This is a genomic window from Paenibacillus sp. J22P59 (genome assembly GCF_059383895.1).
The window spans coordinates 90,130-112,341 of sequence record NZ_JBXENX010000007.1; the positions used below are offsets into that span (position 1 = coordinate 90,130).

The following is a 22,212-nucleotide window of genomic DNA, read 5'->3' on the forward strand; positions in this document are numbered from 1 at the left end:
GATGATGCTGAAATGGAATAACGAAAAAGGACTGACCTTGGTCGAAATCACTGCAACGCTTGTACTAACCATTCTCATACTAGGCTCTCTCATCTACCTGCTTAACCAGACTAATCTTGGCGTCACCCAAGTAAGCAGCCGTGAATCCATCTTGCAAGAATCAAGGGTTATCATGGAGCACATTGTAGATTCCGCCCGTCTTGGCGGGTTCACCGCACAGCAGCCAACTAGCCGGAGCCTGCTGCTGCAGGGCTCAAGGGATCAGTTCGTTGAGTATACCTTCGATGCTTCCGCTTCTAAGCTGGACGTAGCCTATCGGCTGGCTGATAGCAACGGCAATGTTCCTGCTGCGACTGCTTACATGACATTATCCAAACATGTGAACGATGTAACGATCCATAGGACCGGCTCTCAAATCGAAATTGAACTGTCTATGAATCTACCCGGCAAACAGATTCATTCGACCTCAACCGTCGTCAATCTAGTCAAGAGCAGCTAGAAGCTAATTAGACTCAAATACCAATCCACGATACCGTTCCCCCAGTAATAAGCCGTCAGCGCTCCAGCGGCTATGTAGGGCCCGAACGGTATTGCTTTTCCTCTCGTATTTGTCCTCATTAATGCAATTCCACCGATTAATCCAAATAAACTAGCGAGAAACAGACTGAGCAGGGTCAGCTTGATCCCTAGTATCAGACCAATGAAGACGTACAGCTTAATATCGCCTCCACCCATCGTTTCCTTCTGCAGCAGCTTGCTGCTGACCATTCCTATCACGAACAAAAAGCCGCTTCCTGCAATAGCCGCTGCAACATAATTCTGCAGGGGAAGCGGATGGATCAGTAAGCGAGCCAGCAGTGCGCTTGCAGCGCCAACCGCCACCACTTTATTTGGAATAATCATATCGGTAAGATCAGTCTGCACGATAATGATGAGAATGCTGATGAGCAGCAGCGCTGGAATCAGCTCCGCTTGCCATCCTATTTTATAGCCGGCCATGGCGAATAACAGTGCTGTAACCGCTTCGCCTGCCGCATAGCGCCATACAATAGCATTGCCGCAAGCCCGGCATTTCCCTTTGGAGAAGAGGTAGTGAAGCAAGGGAACCGTCGAATAGGCGTTAAGCCTATGGCCTTGCTCAAGGCAATAGGACGGGGGGTACACCGAAGACAGACGGTTATCCCAGCGTATAGCAATTGCATTCAATGCGCTGCCTGCCAGCAAGCCTAGCAGCATAGATAAGAGCGGCAGCCACACTAGCATGTGATTTCCTCCTTCGCATAGGTAAGAAAGGCAACCCGGAAGGCTGCCTTTCTTGTGAATATTTTAAGGTGTAGCTGGCGGAGTTGCTGTCACAGTTCCTTTAGCTGTATAGGTGCCATTATCTGCTTTTGTAAGTACAATTGCATTAAACTTGTTGGCTTCAACTTTACCTTGCCATTTATAATCATTGATATATCCACTCGATTTCAAAGTCTCAACAGTAATAGTTGTACTCTCAGGGGTACCTGTTAATTTATCTTCTACTTCTTTCTCATAATCCAGCGCATACCTAAGTGCAGCCTCTTCCAAAATTCTCCCTGTCGTGATGTCTGACTTGTCTTTCGACTTGGAGATTGTACTTCCGATTGCCGGGATTGCGATTGCTGCGATGATCGCGACGATGACGAGCACCGCCAAAAGCTCGATCAAGGTAAGACCCTTTTCATTTCTTTTCAATGCCATTAACATAATAAATCCCCTCTCTCTTCTTCATAATTAATCTATTTGGTGAAGCAATGAAACCACTATAAATAACTCTCCATCATCTTGAAGGACGGCGTCATAACGGCAAGAACGATAACCCCGACAATTGCGGTCAGAATAACGATCATCAGCGGCTCCAGCAGTGACTTCAGGCGTTCCGCCAGCTGATCCACATCCGCCTCGTAGAAGTCTGCCACTTTCTCCAGCATGTCCTCTATCGCTCCTGAACGCTCGCCAATAACGAGCATCTGTGTAACCATCGGCGGGAATAGCTTGGATTGCTTCAAGGGGTCGGACATCGGCTCGCCGCTTAGCACCTTCTCACGAATATCGCCAATCACCTTCCCAATTGCTTCGTTGCCGACAACATGTGAGACGATCGATAAGCCTTGCATCAGGGGCACCGCCGCTGCAACTAAGGAGCTGAACGTTCTGGCGAAGCGCGCAATGGCCTGCTTGTGCCAGAGCTTGCCGAATACGGGCAGCTTCAGCTTCATGTAATCGAGCTTTTCCCTGCCGGCAGAAGTACGTCGAATCAGCTTGAGAGCAAGAGGCGGGATAAAGGCAGCTACAATAAGAACATACCAATAGCCTTGGATGAATTCACTTGTCGCCATCACAATACGCGTAGGCAGCGGTAATTCAATTCCCATATCCTGGAAGGTCATCGTATATTGCGGAATAATGAAGAGCATCAGGAAAATAACGACGATGACCATTAGAATAAGCATAATGACGGGATATACCATAGCCGACTTTACCTTTTCCTTCGTATTCCGCTCCTTCTCGAAGAAGACCGCCAGACGCTCCAGCATGACATCGAGATTACCTGCTAATTCTCCGGCATGCGCCATATGAACGAAGATGGGCGTGAATATCGTCGGATGCTTCCCTACCGCCTCAGACAGCTGGGAGCCGCCCTTCATATCCTCTGCAACACTCAGCAGCACCTTGGCAAATGTCTTGCTCGATGTCTGCTCACTCAAAATTTGCACGGCTTCAACAATACTGACCCCGGCTTTGTACATCGTCGCCAGTTGTCTGCAGAAGACGGTGAAGTGCTCGGTGTTGACCTTGGGTCCGCCGAATGAAAGATCACGGTGCAGGACGCTGTCATTCGTATCCTGAATTTCAGTTACCCATAGCCCCTGCTCATTAAGAGATTCTCTGGCACGCTGCATGGAGATGGCCTCAAGCATGCCCAATGACTTCTTCCCTTGCGCAGTTACCGCTTTATACCGATACTTAGGCATCGCTTGTCCCCTCCATTCCCCTTACAACTCGCCAAATCCGAACATGGCTTCCTTGGCTTCCTGCCAGGTAACCGTCCCTCGCTGGACAAGCTCACGCAGCGAATTCTCCATCGTCTGCATGCCATAGCTCCGTCCTGTCTGCATAACGGACCGAATCTGAAAAACCTTCTCCGAGCGAATCAGATTGGATACAGCTGGCGTATTGGTCAGCACTTCGAAGGCCGCAACCCTGCCGGTGCCATCCGTCTTCGCGAGCAATCGCTGGGAGACAACGCCCAGAAGTACCGCCGCTAGCTGAATACGAATCTGGGCCTGCATTGCAGGAGGAAAGACGTCGATCATACGATCAATCGTCTGCGGAGAATCTGCTGTATGCAAGGTGCCTAATACGAGATGCCCCGTCTCCGCTGCAGTAATTGCCGTACTAATGGTCTCCAGATCCCGCAATTCTCCGATTAATACAACATCAGGGTCCTGCCGCAGCGCTGAGCGCAGACCGCTGGCAAAGGAAGGCGTGTCCAAGCCGATCTCACGTTGATTGACCATCGACCTTTTATGGTCATGGATGAACTCGATTGGATCTTCGAGCGTAATAATATGTGAGCTGCCGCTTCGGTTCAAATAATCAATAATCGAAGCCAGCGTCGTTGACTTACCGCTGCCCGTAGGTCCCGTCACAAGCAGCAGCCCCTGCGGCTTATCAGCGAATTCCTTCACAATACCCGGCAGTTGGAGCTCCTCCATCGTCGGAATTTGGCTCGGTACAATCCGAATCGCCAGCCCGACGCTGCCTCTCTGCTTGTAGGCATTAATCCGGAAGCGTGCCAGCCCTTGAATGCCGTAGGAGAAATCAATGTCACTTTGCTCCAGAAATAACTCATATTGCTCGCCGGTCATTAGCTGTCTCGCTATTTCCTCTGTATCCCGCGGCTTAAGCCTCCGCTCATCATAGGGCTTCAAGCGCCCATGAATACGGAATACTACAGGAGAGTTCACGGTAATATGTATATCTGACACCTTGTTGCTATGTGCCAGCTGAAGTAGCTCCTGAGCTGTCATATCCATTTCCTAATCCATCTCGCCTTCTGCATGTCAATCGCCTTTCCCAAGCACGCGGAACACCTCGGAAAGTGTTGTGCGGCCTTCCACAGCCTTGAGCAAGCCATCCTCCAGAATCGGAATCATTCCAAGCTTCAAAGCATGGGAATAATATTCATGATCCGATCTTTTGGCAAGAATCATGGAGCGTAGCTCATCATCTATAAATAACACCTCATGAATCGCCAGTCTTCCCTTGTAGCCAGTAAGGCCGCAATCTCCACAGCCCTCCCCCTTGTACAAGCGCTCGGCTTGAATGCCAGCGGCTGCCATTATCTCCAGCTCTTCCGGAAGCGGGGAGTAGCTCTGGGAGCAGTGCGGACACACTCGCCGAACAAGCCGCTGGGCGACGATGCAATTGACAGCGGATGAGATTAGAAAAGGCTCCACTCCCATATCAATCAGCCGGGTAATTGAATTCACGGCATTGTTCGTATGCAGCGTACTTAGCACGAGATGTCCGGTCATCGCTGCACGTATGGCAATCTCTGCTGTCTCTGTATCCCGAATCTCGCCTATCATGACAATATTCGGGTCCTGGCGCAGAATCGAGCGTAATCCCCTTGCAAAGGTAAGTCCTGTTACCATGTTGACCTGTACCTGATTGATCCCCTCCAGCTGGAATTCAACGGGATCCTCCACCGTAATAATATTGACATCCTCGTGGTTAAGATGGCCAAGGGCAGAGTATAAGGCCGTAGATTTGCCGCTGCCGGTAGGTCCTGTAATCAACACAACACCGTTAGCCGATTCAATCGCCTTCATGAAAACTTCCTGATTGCGCTCAGATAACGTCAGCTTCGATATATCGGCAACCGAATTGCTTAAATCCAGCACCCGGATAACAACTTTTTCCCCATGGATCGTAGGCAGCGTGGCGATCCTCACATCCACCTTGCGATATTCAATCTCCAGCTCCACGCGTCCGTCTTGCGGCAGCCGCCGTTCGGCGACGTTAAGGTTCGCCATAATTTTTATACGGGCTACGATAACCCCATGCATATTAGGCGGCAATGTCCGCTCTGTGCGAAGCACGCCATCCACCCGGAAGCGAATACGGAAGCTTTTCTCTTGAGGATCAAGATGAATATCGCTTGCGCCAAGAAGAACAGCCTGCATAATAATTTGATTGACGGTCTTAACGACCGGTGAGTCTTCATCTTGAATGACCCGTTCATCATCCATATCCTTCAGTTGAAGATTCTGGCTGATCTGCTCCAATGTCTCAGACAAGCCGTAGTAGCGGTTAATCATGCGCGTCAGCTCATCGCGGGAAGCAATAACGGGCTCGACTCTTAAGCCCGTCGCAATACGCACTTCATCAATAGCAAAAAAGTCTAGTGGATCAGCCATCGCAATAACAAGCTTATTGCCATCCATTCGGAGGGGAAGCACACAATGATGGGTTGCCAGCTTCTGGGTAAGCAGCTGAATCGTATTGGGATCGATCTTCTGCCGATAGAGCTGTACATGCGGGATGCCAAGCTGAAACTCCAGAGCTTCAATAAACTGCTGCTGGGTAATGAAGCCATTCGTAATGAGCAAGTCACCTAAGCGGGCTTTGGTCTCTCGTTGCTGCTCCAAGGCAAGCTTGAGCTGAGCTTCGGTAATGACGCCTGACTCGAGCAGCAAATCACCAATTCGTTTGCGGGCACCAGACATAGCGGCTCACCTGCCTACTCTATTTTTCTATACAAAAAGTCAACTCTCGTAATTAGCAAATATATGAAACTACTGAAACTGCTTCTATTAAAACAACAATAGGTCTTTAAGTCAAGGACTATAGACCTAATTAATCCTATTAATTACCTTTTAATGTCATTAAACAAAATTTTACCCCTAATTTAAAACGATTTTAGCCCTTTAGCACCATTAAATAATTAGGACTTAACCACCCGACCACCTGCGTTTTAATAATTCGACACGTATTATGCTATACTTTCAACATGGTACAATGGAAAAAAAATCTCGTCGTGATGTGGTTCGGACAATTTCTTGTCAACGCTGGAATGACTATGATCATTCCTTTCTTATCGCTGTATTTGCAATTTGATCTTGGCCTGACTGATCCGCATGAGATCGCGATGTGGACAGGCTTTATCTTTGCAGGCAATTTCGTTACAGCGTTTATCTTCCAACCGATCTGGGGCAAGCTGGCCGACAAATACGGGCGTAAAATGATGCTGCTCCGCTCCGGCTTCGGGATGGCGATCGTCATGACGCTTATGGGCTTCGCTACAGAGCCTTGGCACTTGCTTCTCCTAAGGATGCTGAACGGGACGATCTCTGGCTTCAATCCCGCCTCAGTCGCCTTAATTTCGGCAACGACTCCGAAGGATAAGACCGGCTTCGCTATGGGAACGCTGCAATCGGGAGGCATTGCGGGAACGATACTTGGTCCTTTTATTGGAGGCTTGCTTGCAGATGCTGTCGGGTTCAGGCCGATCTTCTACATTACAGGCAGCCTGTTGTTCGCGGCATCCATACTCACTCTTCTCGTAGTGAAGGACCCATTCAACCGCTCCAAGGCTGCAGCACAACCGCAGGTATCCATAACGGCAGGATTTCAGCAGCTGCGCGGCATTCCTCAGCTTACCGCGCTGTTTGCCGTCACCTTCCTCATTCAATTCGCGATGCTCAGCCCGATGACGATCATGCCCCTGTACGTACAGGAGCTGCATGGTACAACGGCGAACCTCGCTTTTTGGGCCGGCTTTGTCGGATCAGTATCAGGACTGTCCAATATGATCGCTTCTCCTCTCCTCGGCAAGCTTAGCGACCGGATCGGGGCAGAACGAATACTTGGGCTGTGCTTAATAGGAGCAGCCATTACGTTCATTCCGCAGGCACTTGTATCTACGGTCTGGCAGCTGCTGCTTGCGAGGTTCGCGCTCGGCATCTTCCTCGGAGGGCTTGTGCCGACTGTCAATGCGCTCATAAGAAAATATACACCGGAGGGAATGGAATCTCGGGCATACGGCTTCAATAGCAGCACATTGAGCTTGGGCAACATGATCGGCCCCATTACAGGCGGCGCATTATCCGGCTCAGTCGGTATTCAAGGACTGTTCCTCCTGTCGGCGGGACTCCTGCTACTTAACGCATTATGGGTCCGTCATTCCCTGCTGAAGGGAATGACGAGGAAAGCCTCCCACTAATTATGTACGGCAAAAGGCCGCCTGAATGAGCTTCATTGCTCATTCAGGCGGCCTTTGCGTTTCTATAGCCTATATCGTTCATTCTTACTTCACAATGGCAATAGCAAGCCCATCGTAGCCCGGCAGTATCGTACTTGAGAGCCGCTCGTCCGAAGCGATGCGCTGATTGAAGGAGCGTACGGCTTGAACAGATGGGCCTGCCTTGGCTGGATCAGTCGTCCGTCCACGAAGCAGTATATTATCGCCTATAATAATGGCGCCGGGATTGGCCAACTCAATCGCATAATCCAGATAGATGGGGTAACCTTCCTTATCGGCATCAATGAAGAAGAAATCGAATTTCTTCCCTTCTTCCTTGAGCTTAGCCAGACTATCTCTTGCATCGCCGATCCTATATTCAACTGCATCGCCATGCCCGGCAGCTGCCATATGCGCCATAGCAACTTCTGCGAACTCTGCCTTCAGCTCAAGAGAGGTAAGCCGTCCGCCAGCCACCAGCCCGCGAGCCAGACAGATGCCGCTGTATCCGCCTAAGGCACCGATCTCCAGCACCTGCTTCGCACCCGACATCGTAACTAGCATCGTAAGCAGTCTTCCGTAGCCATCCGCTATCGAAATATCCGGCATGCCATGTGCTGCAATTCCTTCTTTTGTCCGATCCAAATCGCTATCTCTACTATAAAGACCATCTACATATTGCTCTTCTATCGACATGATTCAATCTCTCCAATATTACAATTTGTAAAAGCAGGCCGCTTTGTCCTATACTTGATTGTATGATTTTGACCGCGAGGATACAACTGCGTCTTTACAATTAAGGGAGAGAATAAACGATTATGACAAGAATAAATTTAATTGCAACCGCACCAATGGGATTAGAAGCGGTTGTTGCAAGAGAACTAAAAGAACTCGGCTACAACGATCTTCAAGTCGAGAATGGCCGCGTACGATTCACTGGAGAGCCGATTGATATTTGCCGCACCAATCTGTGGCTTCGTTCAGCCGGACGGATTCTGATCAACATGGGTGAATTCCCAGCAACAACCTTCGAAGAGCTGTTCGAAGGAACGAAGGCGCTTGATTGGCCGGAATGGATACCTGAGGACGGCGAATTCCCCGTTAACGGACGTTCCCAGAAATCACAGCTAACTAGCGTGCCTGCTTGTCAGAGCATTGCCAAAAAAGCTGTTGTAGAAAAGATGAAGGAACGTTACGGCACAGAATGGTTCCACGAGGATGGCGGCCAATATGTTATTGAGGTCACCCTCATGAACGATCATGCTATGCTGACACTCGATACGACTGGAGTTGGCCTGCATCAGCGCGGATACCGCAAAGCGGCGACAGAGGCTCCCATCCGGGAGACGATGGCCGCAGCACTCGTCCAGCTTAGCCGCTGGAACCCAGAACGTCCATTGTATGACCCATTCTGCGGTTCGGGCACGATCTTGATCGAAGCCGCAATGATTGCCTGGAATATTGCTCCGGGACTTCGCCGCACCTTCAACAGCGAAGGCTGGCCGCTCGTTCCTGAAGAGCTATGGGAGCAAGCACGCGAAGAGGCATTTGATGCGGTTAAGGATAATGTTCCACTTCAAATTGCAGGCTCTGATATAGATCCTTATGCTATAGAAATTTCACAGGCTGCTGTCAAAAAAGCCGGCTTTGGCAAAGAAATCAAGCTAAGCGTGCTGCCAGTAGCCAGAATGAAGCCGGAAGGCGATTACGGCGTTATCATTACGAATCCACCTTATGGGGAACGGCTTGGTGATGATAAAGAAGCAGAGGCTGCCTTGAAGCAGTTCGGGCTCTCGTCCCTGTACTATCCGACATGGTCCTTCTTTGCGATTACTCCCGCTACGAATGTCGAGCATTATTTCAGCCGGAAGGCTGATAAAAAACGCAAGCTGTTCAACGGGCGTATTCAATGTGACTACTATCAGTTTTTCGGGCCTTTGCCACCGCGCCGTTAAACGCCTAAGGAAAGGAATTGGCTCGATATGATGCGTGTAAGCTTCATACGACGGATCATGAAGGCGACACTCGAATGGCTTGTACGTTTGAAGATCGTCGACATGCTCTTATTTTTAAGCGGGATGTTATTAAAAGTATATTGGTTCGACAAACTCATCCACGTTCCCAATATGGCGATGAATGACTACGATACTAAGGTAGCCATTGGCACTCTCGCTCTGGTCAGCTTCTGGACACTATGGCTGCCTGCACGTGGACGCATCATCGCACTAATCTCGCTTAATCTCATCCTTACCTTTGTCATCTACGCAGACCTGATCTATTTCCGATATTTCCAAGACCTCGTATCCGTACCTGTCCTGCTTCAGGCCAATCAGATTAATTCTTTGGGAGAAAGCATTGGAACCCTGATCCATGCCAAAGACTTCCGTCTTATGGCAGATTGGCTTGTTGTAATTCCCTTCCTCATCTATGTCTTGTGGAAGGGCAAGGCCGATCTTAGAGATACTGCGGCTATGCGAGCTAACCGTAGCCCCGTCTGGGGCAAGCTTGCTCTTCGGTTCACGCTAGGCCTCATTCTTTGCATAATCGGCCTCACGATGACTATGGGCAATATTAATCAAGCCAAACGGACATGGGCGGCTGGATTATTCGATGGCAACTGGTGGAATGTATCCCTCTATAATGTTACCGGGGTCATCGGATTTCACGGGTATGACATTTACCGCTATGCCAAGCTCAATTGGTTCGATTCCACTACCATCACCGCGGAGGAGACAGAGAAAGCCTTCCTTTGGTCAAGCAGACGGGGCGAAGCACGCAAGCAATTGGAAAAAGACCCCTCCTTCGGCGCTTATAAAGGCAGCAACGTCATTATGGTCCAAGTAGAAGCTCTGCAAAACTTCATGGTTGGCCGCTCATACGAAGGTCAGGAGATTACGCCTAATCTGAACAAGCTGGTGAAGGAAAGCGCGTATTTCAGCCAGTTCTATCATCAGACTGCGCAGGGACGAACATCCGATGCTGACTTCTCAAGCAATTGCTCGCTGCAGCCGCTAGCTAGCGGATCGGTATTCATTCAATACGCCGACCATGCCTTCAACTGCATGCCTCAGACCTTGAAGGACAATGGCTACCAGACGTCCGTCTATCATGCTTATGAAGGCGGCTTCTGGAATCGCAACACGATTTACCCTAATATAGGCTACGATCATTATTATAGTAAAAAGCATTTTAAGATTGATGAGCCTCTCGGATGGTCTCTTGGAGACAAGTCTTTTTTTCTCCAGTCAACCGATCGCATGGTGGAACAGAAGCAGCCTTTTTATTCCTTTCTGATCACATTAAGCAGCCATCATCCCTTCACCATGCCAAAGGCAGAGCAAAAGCTTGCGCTCGGTGAGTTGGATAAAACGATGATGGGCAACTATATGCAGTCTATTCATTACGTTGACAATGCCTTAGGCGTGTTCATTGATCGGCTCAAAGCAGATGGGCTATGGGATAACAGCATATTTGTGCTTTATGGAGACCATGATAATTCAATCAAAGACTGGAGCCAGTTCGAGCGTTTCCTTGATAAGCCATTAACGGAACTTGACGAACAAATGCTTCTGAAGCAGGTGCCTTTTCTTATTCATTTGCCAGACGGCAGCTATGCTGGCACCCGAAGCCAAGTAGGAGGACAGCTGGACGTAACGCCTACCTTATTACATTTGCTCGGCATTTCGACCGCTGACCAGACACTCCTTGGCATGCCGCTTCTAACTACACAGCCTCCTCAGAGCGACAGGCTTATCGTGCAGCGTAATGGCTCCTTCACAGACGGGAAGGTTTATTACATACCTTCCAGCGATGGCATCGCCAAGAACGGGACTTGCTGGAGCATTGCCAACAATACAGTCGGTGATATCGAAGCTTGTATGCCTGCTTTTGAAACTGCACATGAAGAACTGTTAATGTCAGATCGGATTATCCAGAATGATTTGATCAAAGCCTTTCGTGCAAATTCCAAATAAAATGCAACAGCAGCTTATCGCTAAGCTTGTGAGATACTTTTTCTATTGGGACTGAGTTATACCAAAAGAAGGACTAGCCAAATCGTTGTAGTGATATCTCACTTTGAACAACGGTGCTGGAAACCATTAAAAATAGCAGTTCAGGACATATTCCTGAACTGCTATTTTTCTAATCATGGCTAGATAGCTTGCTTCATAAATTATTTCCTCATAGGGAAGCATCTGATCAACAGCATCTGATCTTCAATCCACATCAGCTCATAGTTCTCTTGTTTATCTTATCTCATGTGTTCCATGAATTTCTTCAATATTTGAACTCGCGGTGCTTGAATTTAAGCAAAAAATAGGGAAGTTTACGACAGCCTTAGCGGAACTACATTCCGTAATTAATCGTATAGTTTATTTATCTGGTGAATTAGCGGTTCTGCGTTCCGCTATTATTCGAAATTCATTCCGTTTTGGGCTTTTGCTTCTAAACTAACGGATCTCCGTTCCGCTATTCAATTTATTACAGGACCAATGCATCAAATAGAGGAACGCCATTCCGCTAAGCTCGGCTTCAACCAAAATAAACTTTGAAATCATAGTTCCTCATGATTCATAGTACAGAATAGGCATCTCGGAAAAGTCTTCACAACTGTGAGGATGACATCCTTTTCTCAAGTGAAAATCAATACCCCATTAAAAAATTATTGACAGCTTAAAAGGGAGAGTACAGGCGTTACTGCCTTGTATCCTCCTTTTTATGAGCTACATAAGCAGCTTACCGACCGCTAAGACAACTCTTTAGCCGGATGCTGCTCCAACCAGCTGATAATCTCATCAATTGTATTGGCAGGAACGACGTTCAGGCTAGGAGCGGCTTCCTGTGCAGCTGCAAGCGCTTGGGCTGGGACGAAGAATACCTCGGCATCAGTACGGCTGACAGCGTAAGCCTTCTGAGGAATGCCTCCGACCATACCTACCGACCCATCAGCCTCAATCGTACCTGTACCTGCTACTTGCACTCCGTTGGTTACACCGCCGGGGATTAACTGATCAAGCAGTGCAAGAGTGAGCATAGCCCCATGTGAGGGCCCGCCGATATGGGCAATATAATGACGATAATCCACTTCCAGCGGGATATCAGCCTTCCACTCATTATCCACATAAATACCGAACACTGGACGGGCTGGCGCCGAATCTGTAGCCTCTGCGAGCCTTGTCGGCACGTCTACCGTTTCTGTATGCCCTTCTCGGAGAAGCCTCACGCTGACGGTGCTTCCAGGCTCTACTGAATCATTCATATACGCCGTCATTTCCTCAGCTCTGGTCACCTCATGATTGTTCAGCCCAACAATGATATCTCCGGGCAGCAGCAAAGCATTCGCCGGGCTTGCCTTATCGACTCCAATGACTCGAATGCCAGTGAATATAATGCCTTTGCCTAAACCCGCCTTCTCCATTGCGATTGCACTTGCAATTCCATTTGCCCCGGTCTTCATAGACACCACCTGTGTATAGGACTCCGTTAGCGGCGGTTCATCTTCCGGTTTCTCCACGAAGGTATATTGCGGCAGCAGCTTGGCATACAGCCGATCTGCCAGTACCGCAGGCCGTTCAAATACGAGTACGCCGCTAATACTGCCATGCGGGGTACCGCCCTCTACATGCGCATAACGATTCATTCCCATCGTCATGGCTGGGTATGTAACTAGATAAGAAGTCGGGTAAAGCAGGAAAACATACAATACAGCGAATATTAATAATCCAAGCATGCTGCGCTTCGGAAACTTAAGCTTGTGTGTATGCTCCTGGGAAGCCGAAGCGCATATCTCGCTTACCGTCATATCGACAATTCCGAAGAGGAGACCCACTAGAATAAGTGCAATCATTCCGATCAAGCCATCCGAATTCAAAAAGATCCATAAGACGGCTGCTGCATTAACTGCAATAACGCTGCAACGGAGCAGCTTCAGCAGAGCCCTTCTCCTCCTGCTGGATTGCAGCATGTTATCGTGCTTACGCTGTGCAGCCAATCCTCTCCAAGCTCCGATTGCGACTACTAATGGAATGCTAGCCAGCAAATACAGCAATCCGTCAATCATATCGATCCAAAGACTGCCGCCAGAAGTTCGAAAGGGTGCAGGCAGCCAGATCAATTCGGCGAAAATAATGAATATTACGCTCAACGCCAACGCAGCAATATAATAACGGTTATGGCGACTCATACTCATCCAGCCTCTCAGGTGTATTCCTTTGATCAAAAAAGACCCCACATCACTGGGGTCTTATCTTGCAGTTAATGCTCTATTTCAAGAAGGGAATCGCCTTCTCTATAGCTTCATCCTCCGAAGCTGCCTTCAAGTACCTGCCGTTAATAAATAAAAAAGCGTAACGCGCACATGGCCCGCAATAGGACTTGCATCCAACGCGAATCTCTTCATTTGGGACAAGCTTCTGCAACTTAGGCAGTATCGTCTTGAGTTGAACATGCTTGCATTTGTCGCATACACGTATATCGTTAGCCATAAATAATCTTCCTATCCGCTTTGTATAATGACTAGGGTTAATTAATGTTCGCCATGGTTTCCTTTGGAAGGGTTCGTAATAGCAAAGCCTTCTTCAGGCACATAGAAATAATCAATTCGCACGCCATCCAAGAAAGCATTATCCTTCTCCATAACAACGTCGATTTCTTTGTCAGTCGAGACAACAATATCTTTGTCCGATGGCACGTCGATCCCCATTCCGTAGTGGGCATGATCGCCATGTGCATGCGTAACGTATACGCGGAGCAGCTTGCCCTCATTCTCAGGCTTGTCCAATTCCAGCTTCAGTACTTTTGCAGCGTTGCGAGTAATTTTGACATTCATCGTTCGATACACTCCTTATCAAATAGGCCAGTTGGCGATTTAATTATTATACTTGTTCTCCATTCTTCCGGCAAACCAATTGGCAGCAAGCATCGTTACTCCAATATCATCAATTGGCAGAAGTGGCATTAAATCAGGCAGCACCCAATACAGCAACACGGGAACGACAAATATCAGCTTATCCATCCAAGAAACATTCTTTGACTTCAGCAGCTTAAAAACTCGTACGAACGTATTCCGCCAATGTCGAAGCGATAACAGTTTCCGCATGAGGCGCACCACCTTTACCATGAGCTTTATTGCCTATTATAGCATAGGTGCGCCTTTAACACATCTCAAAGAAAGGCTACCGATGAAGCCTCAGCCCCTCTGTTAGCAGCGGCTGGACAGACCGATATATTTCGTCGAATTGTTCCATCGGAAGGGGATTAGCCCCTAATCCCGCTTCTACCGTGAAGCCAGGCTTGCCGAAGCGTTGAATAAACCAATCTTTATAGCCTGCATCGCTTCCTGTCAGCTTCACCGGCTTATATCCGCTGGCAGCGCCGAGCCTCTCTGCCAATCTGCTAGCCTCCTCTGGCTCATAGCCGCGATAGTTCCAATAAATTTCTTCCCCTTGCGTATGCAGTGCAATAACCGTATCGAATTGCATCGTTTCCGTTAATCTTGCTAGTGCCATAGCTTCCGGCTCACTAAGCGGATAGGGCCCTGGATAATCTCGTGAACTTGGTCCATCTGAGCCTCGCCGCTCACATTCCTCTTCCCAATGGGCAGGAAATTGATCATTTAGATCGACACCGCGTACGTTAGCTTTCCATTGATCGAACTGATCCGAGCCACTATTCCACTCCACGAGCTGGCGACCCATCGGGTGCGAAGGCGATATGCCTTTGAGCGCCAGTTCGACGCCATCGGGATTGACCATCGGAACAATCCATAGAGTCACCTCCTCATAGATTCGACATGCCCGTTCACCGTTCAGCTCTCCATCAGAGGAACAGCCCTCCGCTAAGTCCTCTGCGAACCGCATAAGAAGAGCAGACGTAATCCACTCATTGGCATGAAAAGATGCATTCATATGAATATTTCTTGAACCTGATCCACATTTCAGCGCGATAATCGGCCTTCCAAGCACGCTATGTCCAATTATGTATCCATTCAAGAAGGGATATATTCGAAGCAGCCTATTGCAATCCGCAACCAACTCATCATAGCCATACTGTGACCCTATTCTCGTCATATTCTTCCTAGCCCCCGTCCCGATAATCGAAATAAAGCAATCTTTACATGCTATTCGAGAGCTTTTCAGGTCATTCCCTTAGTATTGCTGAAGCACAAAAAAGCTGATAACGGATCAACACCGCCATCAGCTTTTTTGTAGATTATTAAATTCAGCCAATTCTTGGAACCTGCCATACAATTGGCGTCAATTCTATCTGCTCCCCCAGCCATTGCTGGGCTATTGAACGAAACATTCGGGGATCGCCGCTGCAACAAAACTGATGGACAGGCAGCACCTCACCGCGGGACAGCTTACCTTTATCGTGAAGAATCGCACTGATCTCGCGAGCTGTCTCATCTGCCGAACTGATCAGATTAATGCTTGAGCCCATAACCTCGGATATCACCTCGGACAAGAAGGGATAATGGGTACAGCCTAGAATCAGGCTATCCATCGGATATTGCCGCAGATGCCCGATGGAACAACGAATCGTCTCGTAGGTTTCTGCGGATCGGAAGTTCCCTTGCTCGACTAACGGTACGAAGGAAGGACAGGCCCTGCTAATGACATGCACATGAGGAGACAGCTCTTTTAGAGCTTGCTCATAGGCACCACTCTTAATCGTGCCCTCCGTTCCAATAACCCCCACACACCCCGTAGTCGTCAAGCCAATCGCTGCCCGGGCTCCTGGCTTAATGACACCAACGACAGGAATGAGAACGCGTGACCGAATATCCTCCAAAGCAACGGCGGTTGCCGTATTACATGCTATTACAATCATTTTGGGTCGAAATTGAATTAAGTAGTCTACGATCTCCCTTGTGAAACGAACCACTTCTCCCGAATCCCGGGGACCATAGGGCGTTCTCGCCGTATCACCGAAATACACGATTTTTTCGCGGGGCAGTTGGCGCATGACCTCTCTAGCAACAGTTAAGCCGCCTACGCCAGAATCCAGTATCGCAATCGGTTGCTGCACAATCACACCGCTTTCCTGAACATAGTTGTTAGTGGAGACCTAAAGCTTCAATAGCATATGAATCAGGTCACAAAAATGTACCTTTATCTTATCTCAAATGCGGACTGCGTTCAAGAAAGCAGGAAAGTATACTAGCGAAAAGCAAAGCTATTGTACAACGATTTTCCAAGCTGTACCGATTGGAGGAAGGCTTCTGGTCAACGTAGCGCCGTAGAAGGCAAGCACCTCGTCACCTTTTTTCAAATCGGCAATTTGAATCGCTTCGCCTGCACTGTTCACAACAAGCGTCTCCGGAACCGCTAGCAGCTTCACTTCGGCTGGAGATTGCTCCGTCATGCCGAGCCCTTTCACTAGGACATATACGTCGCCATTCTCTACTTTCGTTACTTCTTCAATTGTACCTGCCGTCCCGATTAGATCTTTTGCTTCCTTATCTGTCTTTACCGTAATTTCATAAGCGGCAGTTTGAGGAGGAAGGCTTAAAGTCATCGCATTGCTATGCACGACAGCAACCTCAAGTCCGAGGCTTAATTGATCTGCGGCAAGAGCATTGCCATCGGCATCCTTAATAACGGTATTCTCATCTATATGAAGGACAGTTCCTTGAGTGCCTGCCCCGTTCACTTGAATAGAGGTGCGACCCTCCTGCTTGCGAACTCCTGTAATTGTCCCTGTTAATTGTACCGTAGTCTCCGCCTCCGATTGAATGGATATTTTATTTCCTTCGATAGTCGTTGCAGCATGCAGAACCTCGCTTGCGAATGCGATCGGTACATACATCGTTCCGCCTTGCTCCTCTGGTTCTGCACCAAGAGTTTTATACATTTTATTAATCGAGTAGCGGTCTACGCCTTTGGAGAGCTGCGTCCAAATCAGCCCTTTAGTCAGCTCCACGGTACCGTCCTTTTTCCAATCCACTTTGAAGCCGAGAGCTTCTCCTACTTGACGAAGCGGGATCATGACGAGATCACCCTTCACATAGCCCTGGCTATTCATCTCCACGCCATTAACCGTGACCAAATAAGTCAAAACGGCCGAAATCGGGACAGCCGTCTGCTTGTCCAAAACTGGCGATTGTGTGACCTCATGAGGGGCTGCAATTGCTGTAGCGCTTCCTGTAACCGCCATAACAATAGCTAATGCTGCCGCTTGCTTCTTCATCCTGCTGTTCATCTTCATCATCCTTCTTAGTTGTGAATTTTAACCATCCACTATTTAGACGCCCCAGGCAAAAACAATGTTGCTAAAAAAAGCGCTGCTATTAGTCATTTCAACATAAAAAATCCGAATCCTCATTAAACGAGGATTCGGATTCTTGAATCAATAACTGCCCACCAAATGATTGTTCTCCAGCTGCTCTTGATTGATCTCATCCTCTGTCTCACTGCTCGACTCCAGTACTTGCGACTCCGCATCCGTATGTCCTTCTGCAATCACTTCGTCTGACGCTACAGCTGCCACAGCAGCTCCTTCATCCGTTCGGCGAGCTTTCACGCCTCTTGTTGTCACGGAGCTTGCCGCATGCTTTGCCTTATCCGCCATTTGAGCAGCCTGACTGCCGATCTGTTTCGCAATCCGACTTGTTGTTTGGCTTACCTGTTCTGCTGCTTGCACCGTTTTTTCTTGTACTTTCACAGCACCTGCTGAAATATCCTGACGAAGCTCTTTGCCTGCTTTAGGGGCAAGCAGCAATGCTGTTATTGAACCAATAACTCCTCCCGCCAATGCCCCAAAAAGAAATCCCTTTGTTTGCTTGCGATTTGCCATCTGTATTTGCTCCCTTCGTTCTTATGATGCCTTCGCCCTTCTGCTACGATTCGGATTCATCGCTTTGGCTCTTGCGATTAGTGTGCCATAGCTGCCACGCCGCCATACCTAGCTCTGCCCAATCCAATGCTTCCCCCAATTGACGATGAGTAGCAGCACGCTCTGCATGGTAAACGGCAGATTGTGCCAGTACAGAAGAGACACGACTAACGGCTGATGTCGTACTTTCGATCGCTTCACCAACATGGCTGGCTGCAGCAAATAATTGATTCACCGATTGCAGCTGGCTGTGGGCTGTTCGGATGGTCTGCTCCGCGGGTTCCATCAGGGCATTGACTTTGCTTGAGACTTCCTGCACATCCTGCTGCACCAGCTCGGCTGAAGCCTGCATAGCTGTTATTCGGATGATCATCGTCCGCAAACTAATAAGCAGCCCTGCCACTAGAACGACAAAAGCAATTGCGACCATCATTGCACTCCACTCCATCACGCTCATCCTTCTCCACACCTGCCTCACCAAAGCTTATGAACCATAGACGCAAGGGCGAATGCCCATTTCGTAATGCCATTATAAGCAGCATAGGCTTGTCATGACACAGCTTGAAAACAAAAAAAAGCCAATTCAACCTACCGACCCGAAGATCAATAGAATGAATTGGCAGTACGCTTATTTGATTCAGTATGGTTCCCAATACGGTAGCTGCATTTACTGCCGCCTTTGGCCAGGCATTCTGTACGTTCGACATGCGTCTGCAGCAAAGCTTGGAACAAAGACAGCTCACAGCTGCAGGCTTGCTGATAATGCCCAGCAACTTGGGCAATGGGGCAATTATATTCGTGAAGAATATAATCTCCATTCCCTTCCTGCTCTACTTCGGCCATATAGCCTCCAGCATTCTGAATGGAAGCAAGCTCTGTCACCTTTTGCTCTAAGCTTTTGCCAATCATGCGAGGCTCATAGCGATCAAGCAGCTTCTGCTGGCGACCTTCGAACATCGTTGTGATCAGACCTGCAGTAATCGGGTCCTCTGCAAGCTCTCCCAGCAAATCAAGGGCAAGCATACTGTAGTTTTTGGGAAAACGTTCATTCGCAAGAGCTGTGAGCTCATACGCATGAAGCGGACGGCCCATTGGCTGTTTTATAGATATAATTTGAACACTGCCTTCACGCTCAAGCGCATAAATATGTCTTCTTATCGCCATCTCCGTCAAGTCAAGCTCGGCTGCGAGCTGCGCAGCGCTTAACCGACCTTTGGTCTTGAGCAGGAGTACAATGCGCCCTCGTGTAGAGCCGTCAACGCTACGTGTTTCCGGGGCCTGAACGATATTGGTATCCAGCTTCAACCCATCACCACCCTCGAAGGCTCGTTAGGGCCATTGTAGCTTATTTTTGTCATCTCTTACATCACACAGTTACTGGATATTATTCAGGCTTATAGCTCTTGCTTCAAATAAGCCTCAACCGCTTCCTTGAAGGTAAGCAATTGTCTAGGCAATTCGAGCGTTGCAGGATGAAGCGCTTCTCTTGGCCAATTGTAATAATCTTGTACAAGCGGTTTGCGCAGCTTCACAAGCTCGATTAGCGAGGCTTGCAGCTCTGGGGAGAATACCCCTTCACCGCCAGTTACTTCAATAATATCTTCATAACTGCTTGCATCGCGCATAATAAAGCCATCAATCAGATAATTCCCGACATCTGTAACGGTCTCAATAGCAAGATGAAGAGCGCGTTCCTGTGCAAGCCCTTGCAATAAATCACCTTTCCAATCCGTAATAAGCAACTGGAGCGCATTCACAATGTCCGGAATAGCATTCAACCTTAACGCAATTTGTTCCTGGTTAACATAGTACATATCGTATCAGCCTACTTTCAGCCCTGCTTCTTTTTTGCTTTTCTCTTCAACCAAGCAACCATGACAATACTGCTTATAATAATGATTAGCAAATAAGTTAACATTTCGTATACGTCTCTCATTGCCGCTAACTTCCTTTTCTACTCAAATAAAATCAGCTGTAATAATCAACAGCAACAGAAGCTTCACGCACCTGGGACATGTGCTCAATCACTTTTTGGTGAACCGGGTGTATTTGATAAGCATTCAATGCTTCCATTGATTCGAATTTTGTAATCAGGGCGATGTCGTAAGAACGATCGGAATGAAGCACGTCAATGCCAACCTCAATTGACTTCAGCTCTTCGATCTTGCCTTCCATATTGCGAAGTACTTGTGCAGTGCGTTCAACACTCTCTGCACTGCCATCCTTTAATTTAAAAAACACGATGTGGGTTAACATGTATGTATTGCTCCCTTCGTCGAATGACAAGATTCCTTTTGTCACATAATAACCTAAGCAGTCCTATTACGGCAATGTCTAGTTAAGAAAGGATGGGTATGTATTGCGCTTTCCCGTTACCATTGTCGCCACTTTGATTGGGCTAGCTTTATGCTTGTACAATTCCACCGGCTATGACCCGCATAACTTTGTCTTCTTCATGTTCAGCATTCCCGCATGGTTCGTCGATCTGTTCATTGACGTCCATGACGTAAGCGTCATGCTCATGTATGTGCTTACCGTATTGAGCTGGGGCCTGCTCGGCTTCATCGCCGATGTTCTTATTGCACGCGGGCGACGCAACCGTACCGAAGCAAGATAAGCACAAAGAGCAAAAGAGGAGCCTAAGGCTCCTCTTCTTTTCTACATTTAAGCAGCTTCTACCACTAATTTGGTTACCATCTCGGCATGACCTACACCGCAAGGAATCGAACAATGAATTTCATATTCGCCCGGCTCGTCAAATTCCAAATTCGTTTCTGGATTCTTCTCATCCAGTTCTACGCCAAGCTTCTCAATCTTAATACCATGAATACCGGTTTTGTTGTGAAGTTTCAGAATAACTTTGTCTCCGACTTTAACTTTGTACTCTTCTTCACCGAATGTGAAGTCAGAGTTAGCCTCAACCTTCACCAATACGGTACCTTCCGGCAACGCTGCTGACTCATCCACTGGCTTTTCTGGAAGGCCGAATGTGAGCAAGTATACGCCCAGAAGTGAGGCAGCTGTAAATAAAACGAACATAATCCACTTATGCATGACGTGCTCCCCTTTACGATCATTGTGTTTATCTCTTATATTACATAAGATCGTCCGAAGTTCTCAACCTTAAACTTCCAAAGGGAAAAACTTTTTTTCATATTATGACAAAACAATGAACTTTATCCTGTCAGGCTTGCAAATATGTTTTCAATACTCTTTCAGATTCTACCTTGACCAAGCTCCACGACGTGAAAAACCGATGATGATAGCCTCTGCACATATACTGTGCATCTAATCCATCTTTGCTACGCTGCTCGCCTAGCAGCTTAATTCCAGCTTCGCGAAACTTCTTGCGGATTCCAGCCAGGTCGAGCAGTACACGGTCCTGCATTCCACGTAGAATGGATTCATACAAACGAGGCAGCTTCATTGAAGTTCCTCCGATAACCCTTATATCATGATCAAGAATATTCATCACAATTCCAAGCAGCACGTATTGTTTGACTAGTTCCAATTCCTTCTCTGTCTGAATCGGTGCTTGTACCGCCATTGACCATCCCTCCAAATAAGAACGTATGTTCTTATTATAGCGATGCAGGAGGATTTTATGCAAGTGGAAAATAGATTACTTTTTATCCTTAAGCACTTCGATTATTTTGCGGATTCGATCGGGGAGCGGCAATCCCATTCTTCCATAATTTTCTGTTATTGAAATAAGCTCATTAGCAATGTAGAAATGAATAGCAGCCCCCATCGTCACCCAATTTGTTTCAAGTAATACGTCAATCCGATGTGCCAATAATATGACCAAAAGCATTAAGCCTTTCCTTGCCAATCCCCATGATCCGAATATACTGCTGAGCCCTTTTCCTTCTTTGAGCGATGCTAGCAATCCAGACACATAGTCAATTCCCATCGCTACCACAAGCAGGGTCAACGATTCCTTCCAGCTTCCAAACGCAAATGTAATCACCGAACCAATAAGCGCACTAATAGAACAAACCGCAATTAATGACAATGTCCTCCACCCCATTTCCACTTTTTTTTGGCTTTTTACATACTCATAAATCTGAATAGCTGCAAGACCAAGCTCTTACGGCTGTTGG

General features: G+C 47.9%; 26 protein-coding genes. 5 read left to right on the forward strand and 21 right to left on the reverse strand.

The features are described from left to right. The first annotated feature begins 4 nt into the window (after positions 1-4). Positions 5-499, forward strand: coding sequence for a hypothetical protein (locus AC50YO_RS13785; protein ID WP_494847734.1), 495 nt, complete (start codon positions 5-7; stop codon positions 497-499). On the opposite strand, the gene AC50YO_RS13790 is transcribed toward AC50YO_RS13785, so the two are convergent. The 5 genes from AC50YO_RS13790 to AC50YO_RS13810 all read right to left on the reverse strand — a co-directional run bounded on the left by AC50YO_RS13790 (position 496) and on the right by AC50YO_RS13810 (position 5,759). Beyond that, the gene (locus AC50YO_RS13790) at positions 496-1,263 is read right to left on the reverse strand and encodes a prepilin peptidase (RefSeq protein WP_494847736.1); all 768 of its coding nucleotides are present in this window, start codon (positions 1,261-1,263) and stop codon (positions 496-498) included. The genes AC50YO_RS13785 and AC50YO_RS13790 overlap by 4 nt on opposite strands. 63 nt (positions 1,264-1,326) lie before the next feature. Further along, the gene (locus AC50YO_RS13795) at positions 1,327-1,725 is read right to left on the reverse strand and encodes a prepilin-type N-terminal cleavage/methylation domain-containing protein (RefSeq protein WP_494847738.1); all 399 of its coding nucleotides are present in this window, start codon (positions 1,723-1,725) and stop codon (positions 1,327-1,329) included. A gap of 62 nt (positions 1,726-1,787) precedes the next feature. Next, entirely contained in the window at positions 1,788-2,999 is a 1,212-nt protein-coding gene (locus AC50YO_RS13800; protein ID WP_494847739.1) for a type II secretion system F family protein, read from the reverse strand. Between the two features lie 21 nt (positions 3,000-3,020). Beyond that, complete coding sequence (locus tag AC50YO_RS13805) at positions 3,021-4,064, reverse strand: type IV pilus twitching motility protein PilT (protein WP_494847740.1); 1,044 nt, start codon at positions 4,062-4,064, stop codon at positions 3,021-3,023. A 27-nt stretch (positions 4,065-4,091) separates the two neighbouring features. Then, positions 4,092-5,759, reverse strand: a complete 1,668-nt coding sequence (locus AC50YO_RS13810; protein WP_494847741.1) for a GspE/PulE family protein — start codon at positions 5,757-5,759, stop codon at positions 4,092-4,094. Between the two features lie 284 nt (positions 5,760-6,043). Here AC50YO_RS13810 and AC50YO_RS13815 point away from each other — a divergent pair, with 284 nt between their 5' ends. Beyond that, on the forward strand, positions 6,044-7,255 hold the full coding sequence (locus tag AC50YO_RS13815; RefSeq protein ID WP_494847743.1) for an MFS transporter: 1,212 nt from the start codon (positions 6,044-6,046) through the stop codon (positions 7,253-7,255). A gap of 84 nt (positions 7,256-7,339) precedes the next feature. On the opposite strand, the gene AC50YO_RS13820 is transcribed toward AC50YO_RS13815, so the two are convergent. Further along, positions 7,340-7,969, reverse strand: coding sequence for an O-methyltransferase (locus AC50YO_RS13820; RefSeq protein ID WP_494847745.1), 630 nt, complete (start codon positions 7,967-7,969; stop codon positions 7,340-7,342). 122 nt (positions 7,970-8,091) lie between these two features. On the opposite strand from AC50YO_RS13820, the gene AC50YO_RS13825 reads away from it, so the two are divergent. Beyond that, positions 8,092-9,228: a THUMP domain-containing class I SAM-dependent RNA methyltransferase gene (locus AC50YO_RS13825; RefSeq protein ID WP_494847747.1), complete on the forward strand. Its 1,137-nt coding sequence runs from the start codon at positions 8,092-8,094 to the stop codon at positions 9,226-9,228. 27 nt (positions 9,229-9,255) lie between these two features. Next, on the forward strand, positions 9,256-11,247 hold the full coding sequence (locus AC50YO_RS13830; protein WP_494847749.1) for an LTA synthase family protein: 1,992 nt from the start codon (positions 9,256-9,258) through the stop codon (positions 11,245-11,247). Between the two features lie 773 nt (positions 11,248-12,020). Here the strand turns inward: AC50YO_RS13830 and AC50YO_RS13835 are convergent. The 12 genes from AC50YO_RS13835 to AC50YO_RS13890 all read right to left on the reverse strand — a co-directional run bounded on the left by AC50YO_RS13835 (position 12,021) and on the right by AC50YO_RS13890 (position 20,365). Next, on the reverse strand, positions 12,021-13,457 hold the full coding sequence (locus AC50YO_RS13835; protein ID WP_494847750.1) for a PDZ domain-containing protein: 1,437 nt from the start codon (positions 13,455-13,457) through the stop codon (positions 12,021-12,023). 79 nt (positions 13,458-13,536) lie between these two features. After that, positions 13,537-13,758: a DUF1450 domain-containing protein gene (locus tag AC50YO_RS13840; RefSeq protein ID WP_494847752.1), complete on the reverse strand. Its 222-nt coding sequence runs from the start codon at positions 13,756-13,758 to the stop codon at positions 13,537-13,539. 41 nt (positions 13,759-13,799) lie between these two features. Continuing rightward, entirely contained in the window at positions 13,800-14,102 is a 303-nt protein-coding gene (locus AC50YO_RS13845; RefSeq protein WP_494847753.1) for an iron-sulfur cluster assembly accessory protein, read from the reverse strand. A 39-nt stretch (positions 14,103-14,141) separates the two neighbouring features. Continuing rightward, positions 14,142-14,372: a hypothetical protein gene (locus AC50YO_RS13850; RefSeq protein WP_494847755.1), complete on the reverse strand. Its 231-nt coding sequence runs from the start codon at positions 14,370-14,372 to the stop codon at positions 14,142-14,144. Between the two features lie 76 nt (positions 14,373-14,448). After that, positions 14,449-15,342 carry a M14 family metallopeptidase gene (locus AC50YO_RS13855; RefSeq protein WP_494847757.1) on the reverse strand — a complete coding sequence of 298 codons (894 nt, stop codon included), beginning with the start codon at positions 15,340-15,342 and terminating at the stop codon, positions 14,449-14,451. Positions 15,343-15,493: 151 nt separating this feature from the next. Further along, complete coding sequence (racE, locus tag AC50YO_RS13860; protein ID WP_494848111.1) at positions 15,494-16,303, reverse strand: glutamate racemase; 810 nt, start codon at positions 16,301-16,303, stop codon at positions 15,494-15,496. A gap of 147 nt (positions 16,304-16,450) precedes the next feature. Further along, entirely contained in the window at positions 16,451-17,476 is a 1,026-nt protein-coding gene (locus AC50YO_RS13865) for a copper amine oxidase N-terminal domain-containing protein (protein ID WP_494847758.1), read from the reverse strand. Positions 17,477-17,623: 147 nt separating this feature from the next. Continuing rightward, positions 17,624-18,070, reverse strand: coding sequence for a YtxH domain-containing protein (locus AC50YO_RS13870; protein ID WP_494847759.1), 447 nt, complete (start codon positions 18,068-18,070; stop codon positions 17,624-17,626). Positions 18,071-18,113: 43 nt separating this feature from the next. After that, the gene (locus tag AC50YO_RS13875) at positions 18,114-18,557 is read right to left on the reverse strand and encodes a DUF948 domain-containing protein (RefSeq protein WP_494848113.1); all 444 of its coding nucleotides are present in this window, start codon (positions 18,555-18,557) and stop codon (positions 18,114-18,116) included. A gap of 155 nt (positions 18,558-18,712) precedes the next feature. After that, on the reverse strand, positions 18,713-19,414 hold the full coding sequence (locus tag AC50YO_RS13880) for a helix-turn-helix transcriptional regulator (RefSeq protein ID WP_494847761.1): 702 nt from the start codon (positions 19,412-19,414) through the stop codon (positions 18,713-18,715). Between the two features lie 89 nt (positions 19,415-19,503). Then, positions 19,504-19,923 carry a DUF86 domain-containing protein gene (locus AC50YO_RS13885; RefSeq protein WP_494847763.1) on the reverse strand — a complete coding sequence of 140 codons (420 nt, stop codon included), beginning with the start codon at positions 19,921-19,923 and terminating at the stop codon, positions 19,504-19,506. Between the two features lie 154 nt (positions 19,924-20,077). Beyond that, positions 20,078-20,365, reverse strand: coding sequence for a Dabb family protein (locus tag AC50YO_RS13890; protein ID WP_494847765.1), 288 nt, complete (start codon positions 20,363-20,365; stop codon positions 20,078-20,080). A 103-nt stretch (positions 20,366-20,468) separates the two neighbouring features. Between AC50YO_RS13890 and AC50YO_RS13895 the strand changes: the two genes are divergently transcribed. Then, positions 20,469-20,726: a hypothetical protein gene (locus AC50YO_RS13895; RefSeq protein ID WP_494847767.1), complete on the forward strand. Its 258-nt coding sequence runs from the start codon at positions 20,469-20,471 to the stop codon at positions 20,724-20,726. 47 nt (positions 20,727-20,773) lie between these two features. Here the strand turns inward: AC50YO_RS13895 and AC50YO_RS13900 are convergent, their stop codons facing one another. The 3 genes from AC50YO_RS13900 to AC50YO_RS13910 all read right to left on the reverse strand — a co-directional run bounded on the left by AC50YO_RS13900 (position 20,774) and on the right by AC50YO_RS13910 (position 22,139). Continuing rightward, positions 20,774-21,163: a cupredoxin domain-containing protein gene (locus AC50YO_RS13900; RefSeq protein WP_494847769.1), complete on the reverse strand. Its 390-nt coding sequence runs from the start codon at positions 21,161-21,163 to the stop codon at positions 20,774-20,776. A gap of 130 nt (positions 21,164-21,293) precedes the next feature. After that, entirely contained in the window at positions 21,294-21,656 is a 363-nt protein-coding gene (locus tag AC50YO_RS13905) for a YhjD family protein (RefSeq protein WP_494847771.1), read from the reverse strand. Positions 21,657-21,731: 75 nt separating this feature from the next. Next, on the reverse strand, positions 21,732-22,139 hold the full coding sequence (locus AC50YO_RS13910; RefSeq protein ID WP_494847774.1) for a phage holin family protein: 408 nt from the start codon (positions 22,137-22,139) through the stop codon (positions 21,732-21,734). Between the last annotated feature and the right edge of the window lie 73 nt (positions 22,140-22,212).

Coding starts and splice junctions, on each gene's coding strand:
- AC50YO_RS13785 (WP_494847734.1), top strand. CDS start 5: ATGCTGAAATGGAATAACGAAAAAGGACTGACCTTGGTCGAAATCACT.
- AC50YO_RS13790 (WP_494847736.1), bottom strand. CDS start 1,263: ATGCTAGTGTGGCTGCCGCTCTTATCTATGCTGCTAGGCTTGCTGGCA.
- AC50YO_RS13795 (WP_494847738.1), bottom strand. CDS start 1,725: ATGGCATTGAAAAGAAATGAAAAGGGTCTTACCTTGATCGAGCTTTTG.
- AC50YO_RS13800 (WP_494847739.1), bottom strand. CDS start 2,999: ATGCCTAAGTATCGGTATAAAGCGGTAACTGCGCAAGGGAAGAAGTCA.
- AC50YO_RS13805 (WP_494847740.1), bottom strand. CDS start 4,064: ATGGATATGACAGCTCAGGAGCTACTTCAGCTGGCACATAGCAACAAG.
- AC50YO_RS13810 (WP_494847741.1), bottom strand. CDS start 5,759: ATGTCTGGTGCCCGCAAACGAATTGGTGATTTGCTGCTCGAGTCAGGC.
- AC50YO_RS13815 (WP_494847743.1), top strand. CDS start 6,044: ATGGTACAATGGAAAAAAAATCTCGTCGTGATGTGGTTCGGACAATTT.
- AC50YO_RS13820 (WP_494847745.1), bottom strand. CDS start 7,969: ATGTCGATAGAAGAGCAATATGTAGATGGTCTTTATAGTAGAGATAGC.
- AC50YO_RS13825 (WP_494847747.1), top strand. CDS start 8,092: ATGACAAGAATAAATTTAATTGCAACCGCACCAATGGGATTAGAAGCG.
- AC50YO_RS13830 (WP_494847749.1), top strand. CDS start 9,256: ATGATGCGTGTAAGCTTCATACGACGGATCATGAAGGCGACACTCGAA.
- AC50YO_RS13835 (WP_494847750.1), bottom strand. CDS start 13,457: ATGAGTCGCCATAACCGTTATTATATTGCTGCGTTGGCGTTGAGCGTA.
- AC50YO_RS13840 (WP_494847752.1), bottom strand. CDS start 13,758: ATGGCTAACGATATACGTGTATGCGACAAATGCAAGCATGTTCAACTC.
- AC50YO_RS13845 (WP_494847753.1), bottom strand. CDS start 14,102: ATGAATGTCAAAATTACTCGCAACGCTGCAAAAGTACTGAAGCTGGAA.
- AC50YO_RS13850 (WP_494847755.1), bottom strand. CDS start 14,372: ATGCGGAAACTGTTATCGCTTCGACATTGGCGGAATACGTTCGTACGA.
- AC50YO_RS13855 (WP_494847757.1), bottom strand. CDS start 15,342: ATGACGAGAATAGGGTCACAGTATGGCTATGATGAGTTGGTTGCGGAT.
- AC50YO_RS13865 (WP_494847758.1), bottom strand. CDS start 17,476: ATGAACAGCAGGATGAAGAAGCAAGCGGCAGCATTAGCTATTGTTATG.
- AC50YO_RS13870 (WP_494847759.1), bottom strand. CDS start 18,070: ATGGCAAATCGCAAGCAAACAAAGGGATTTCTTTTTGGGGCATTGGCG.
- AC50YO_RS13875 (WP_494848113.1), bottom strand. CDS start 18,557: ATGGAGTGGAGTGCAATGATGGTCGCAATTGCTTTTGTCGTTCTAGTG.
- AC50YO_RS13885 (WP_494847763.1), bottom strand. CDS start 19,923: ATGTACTATGTTAACCAGGAACAAATTGCGTTAAGGTTGAATGCTATT.
- AC50YO_RS13890 (WP_494847765.1), bottom strand. CDS start 20,365: ATGTTAACCCACATCGTGTTTTTTAAATTAAAGGATGGCAGTGCAGAG.
- AC50YO_RS13900 (WP_494847769.1), bottom strand. CDS start 21,163: ATGCATAAGTGGATTATGTTCGTTTTATTTACAGCTGCCTCACTTCTG.
- AC50YO_RS13905 (WP_494847771.1), bottom strand. CDS start 21,656: ATGGCGGTACAAGCACCGATTCAGACAGAGAAGGAATTGGAACTAGTC.
- AC50YO_RS13910 (WP_494847774.1), bottom strand. CDS start 22,139: ATGGGGTGGAGGACATTGTCATTAATTGCGGTTTGTTCTATTAGTGCG.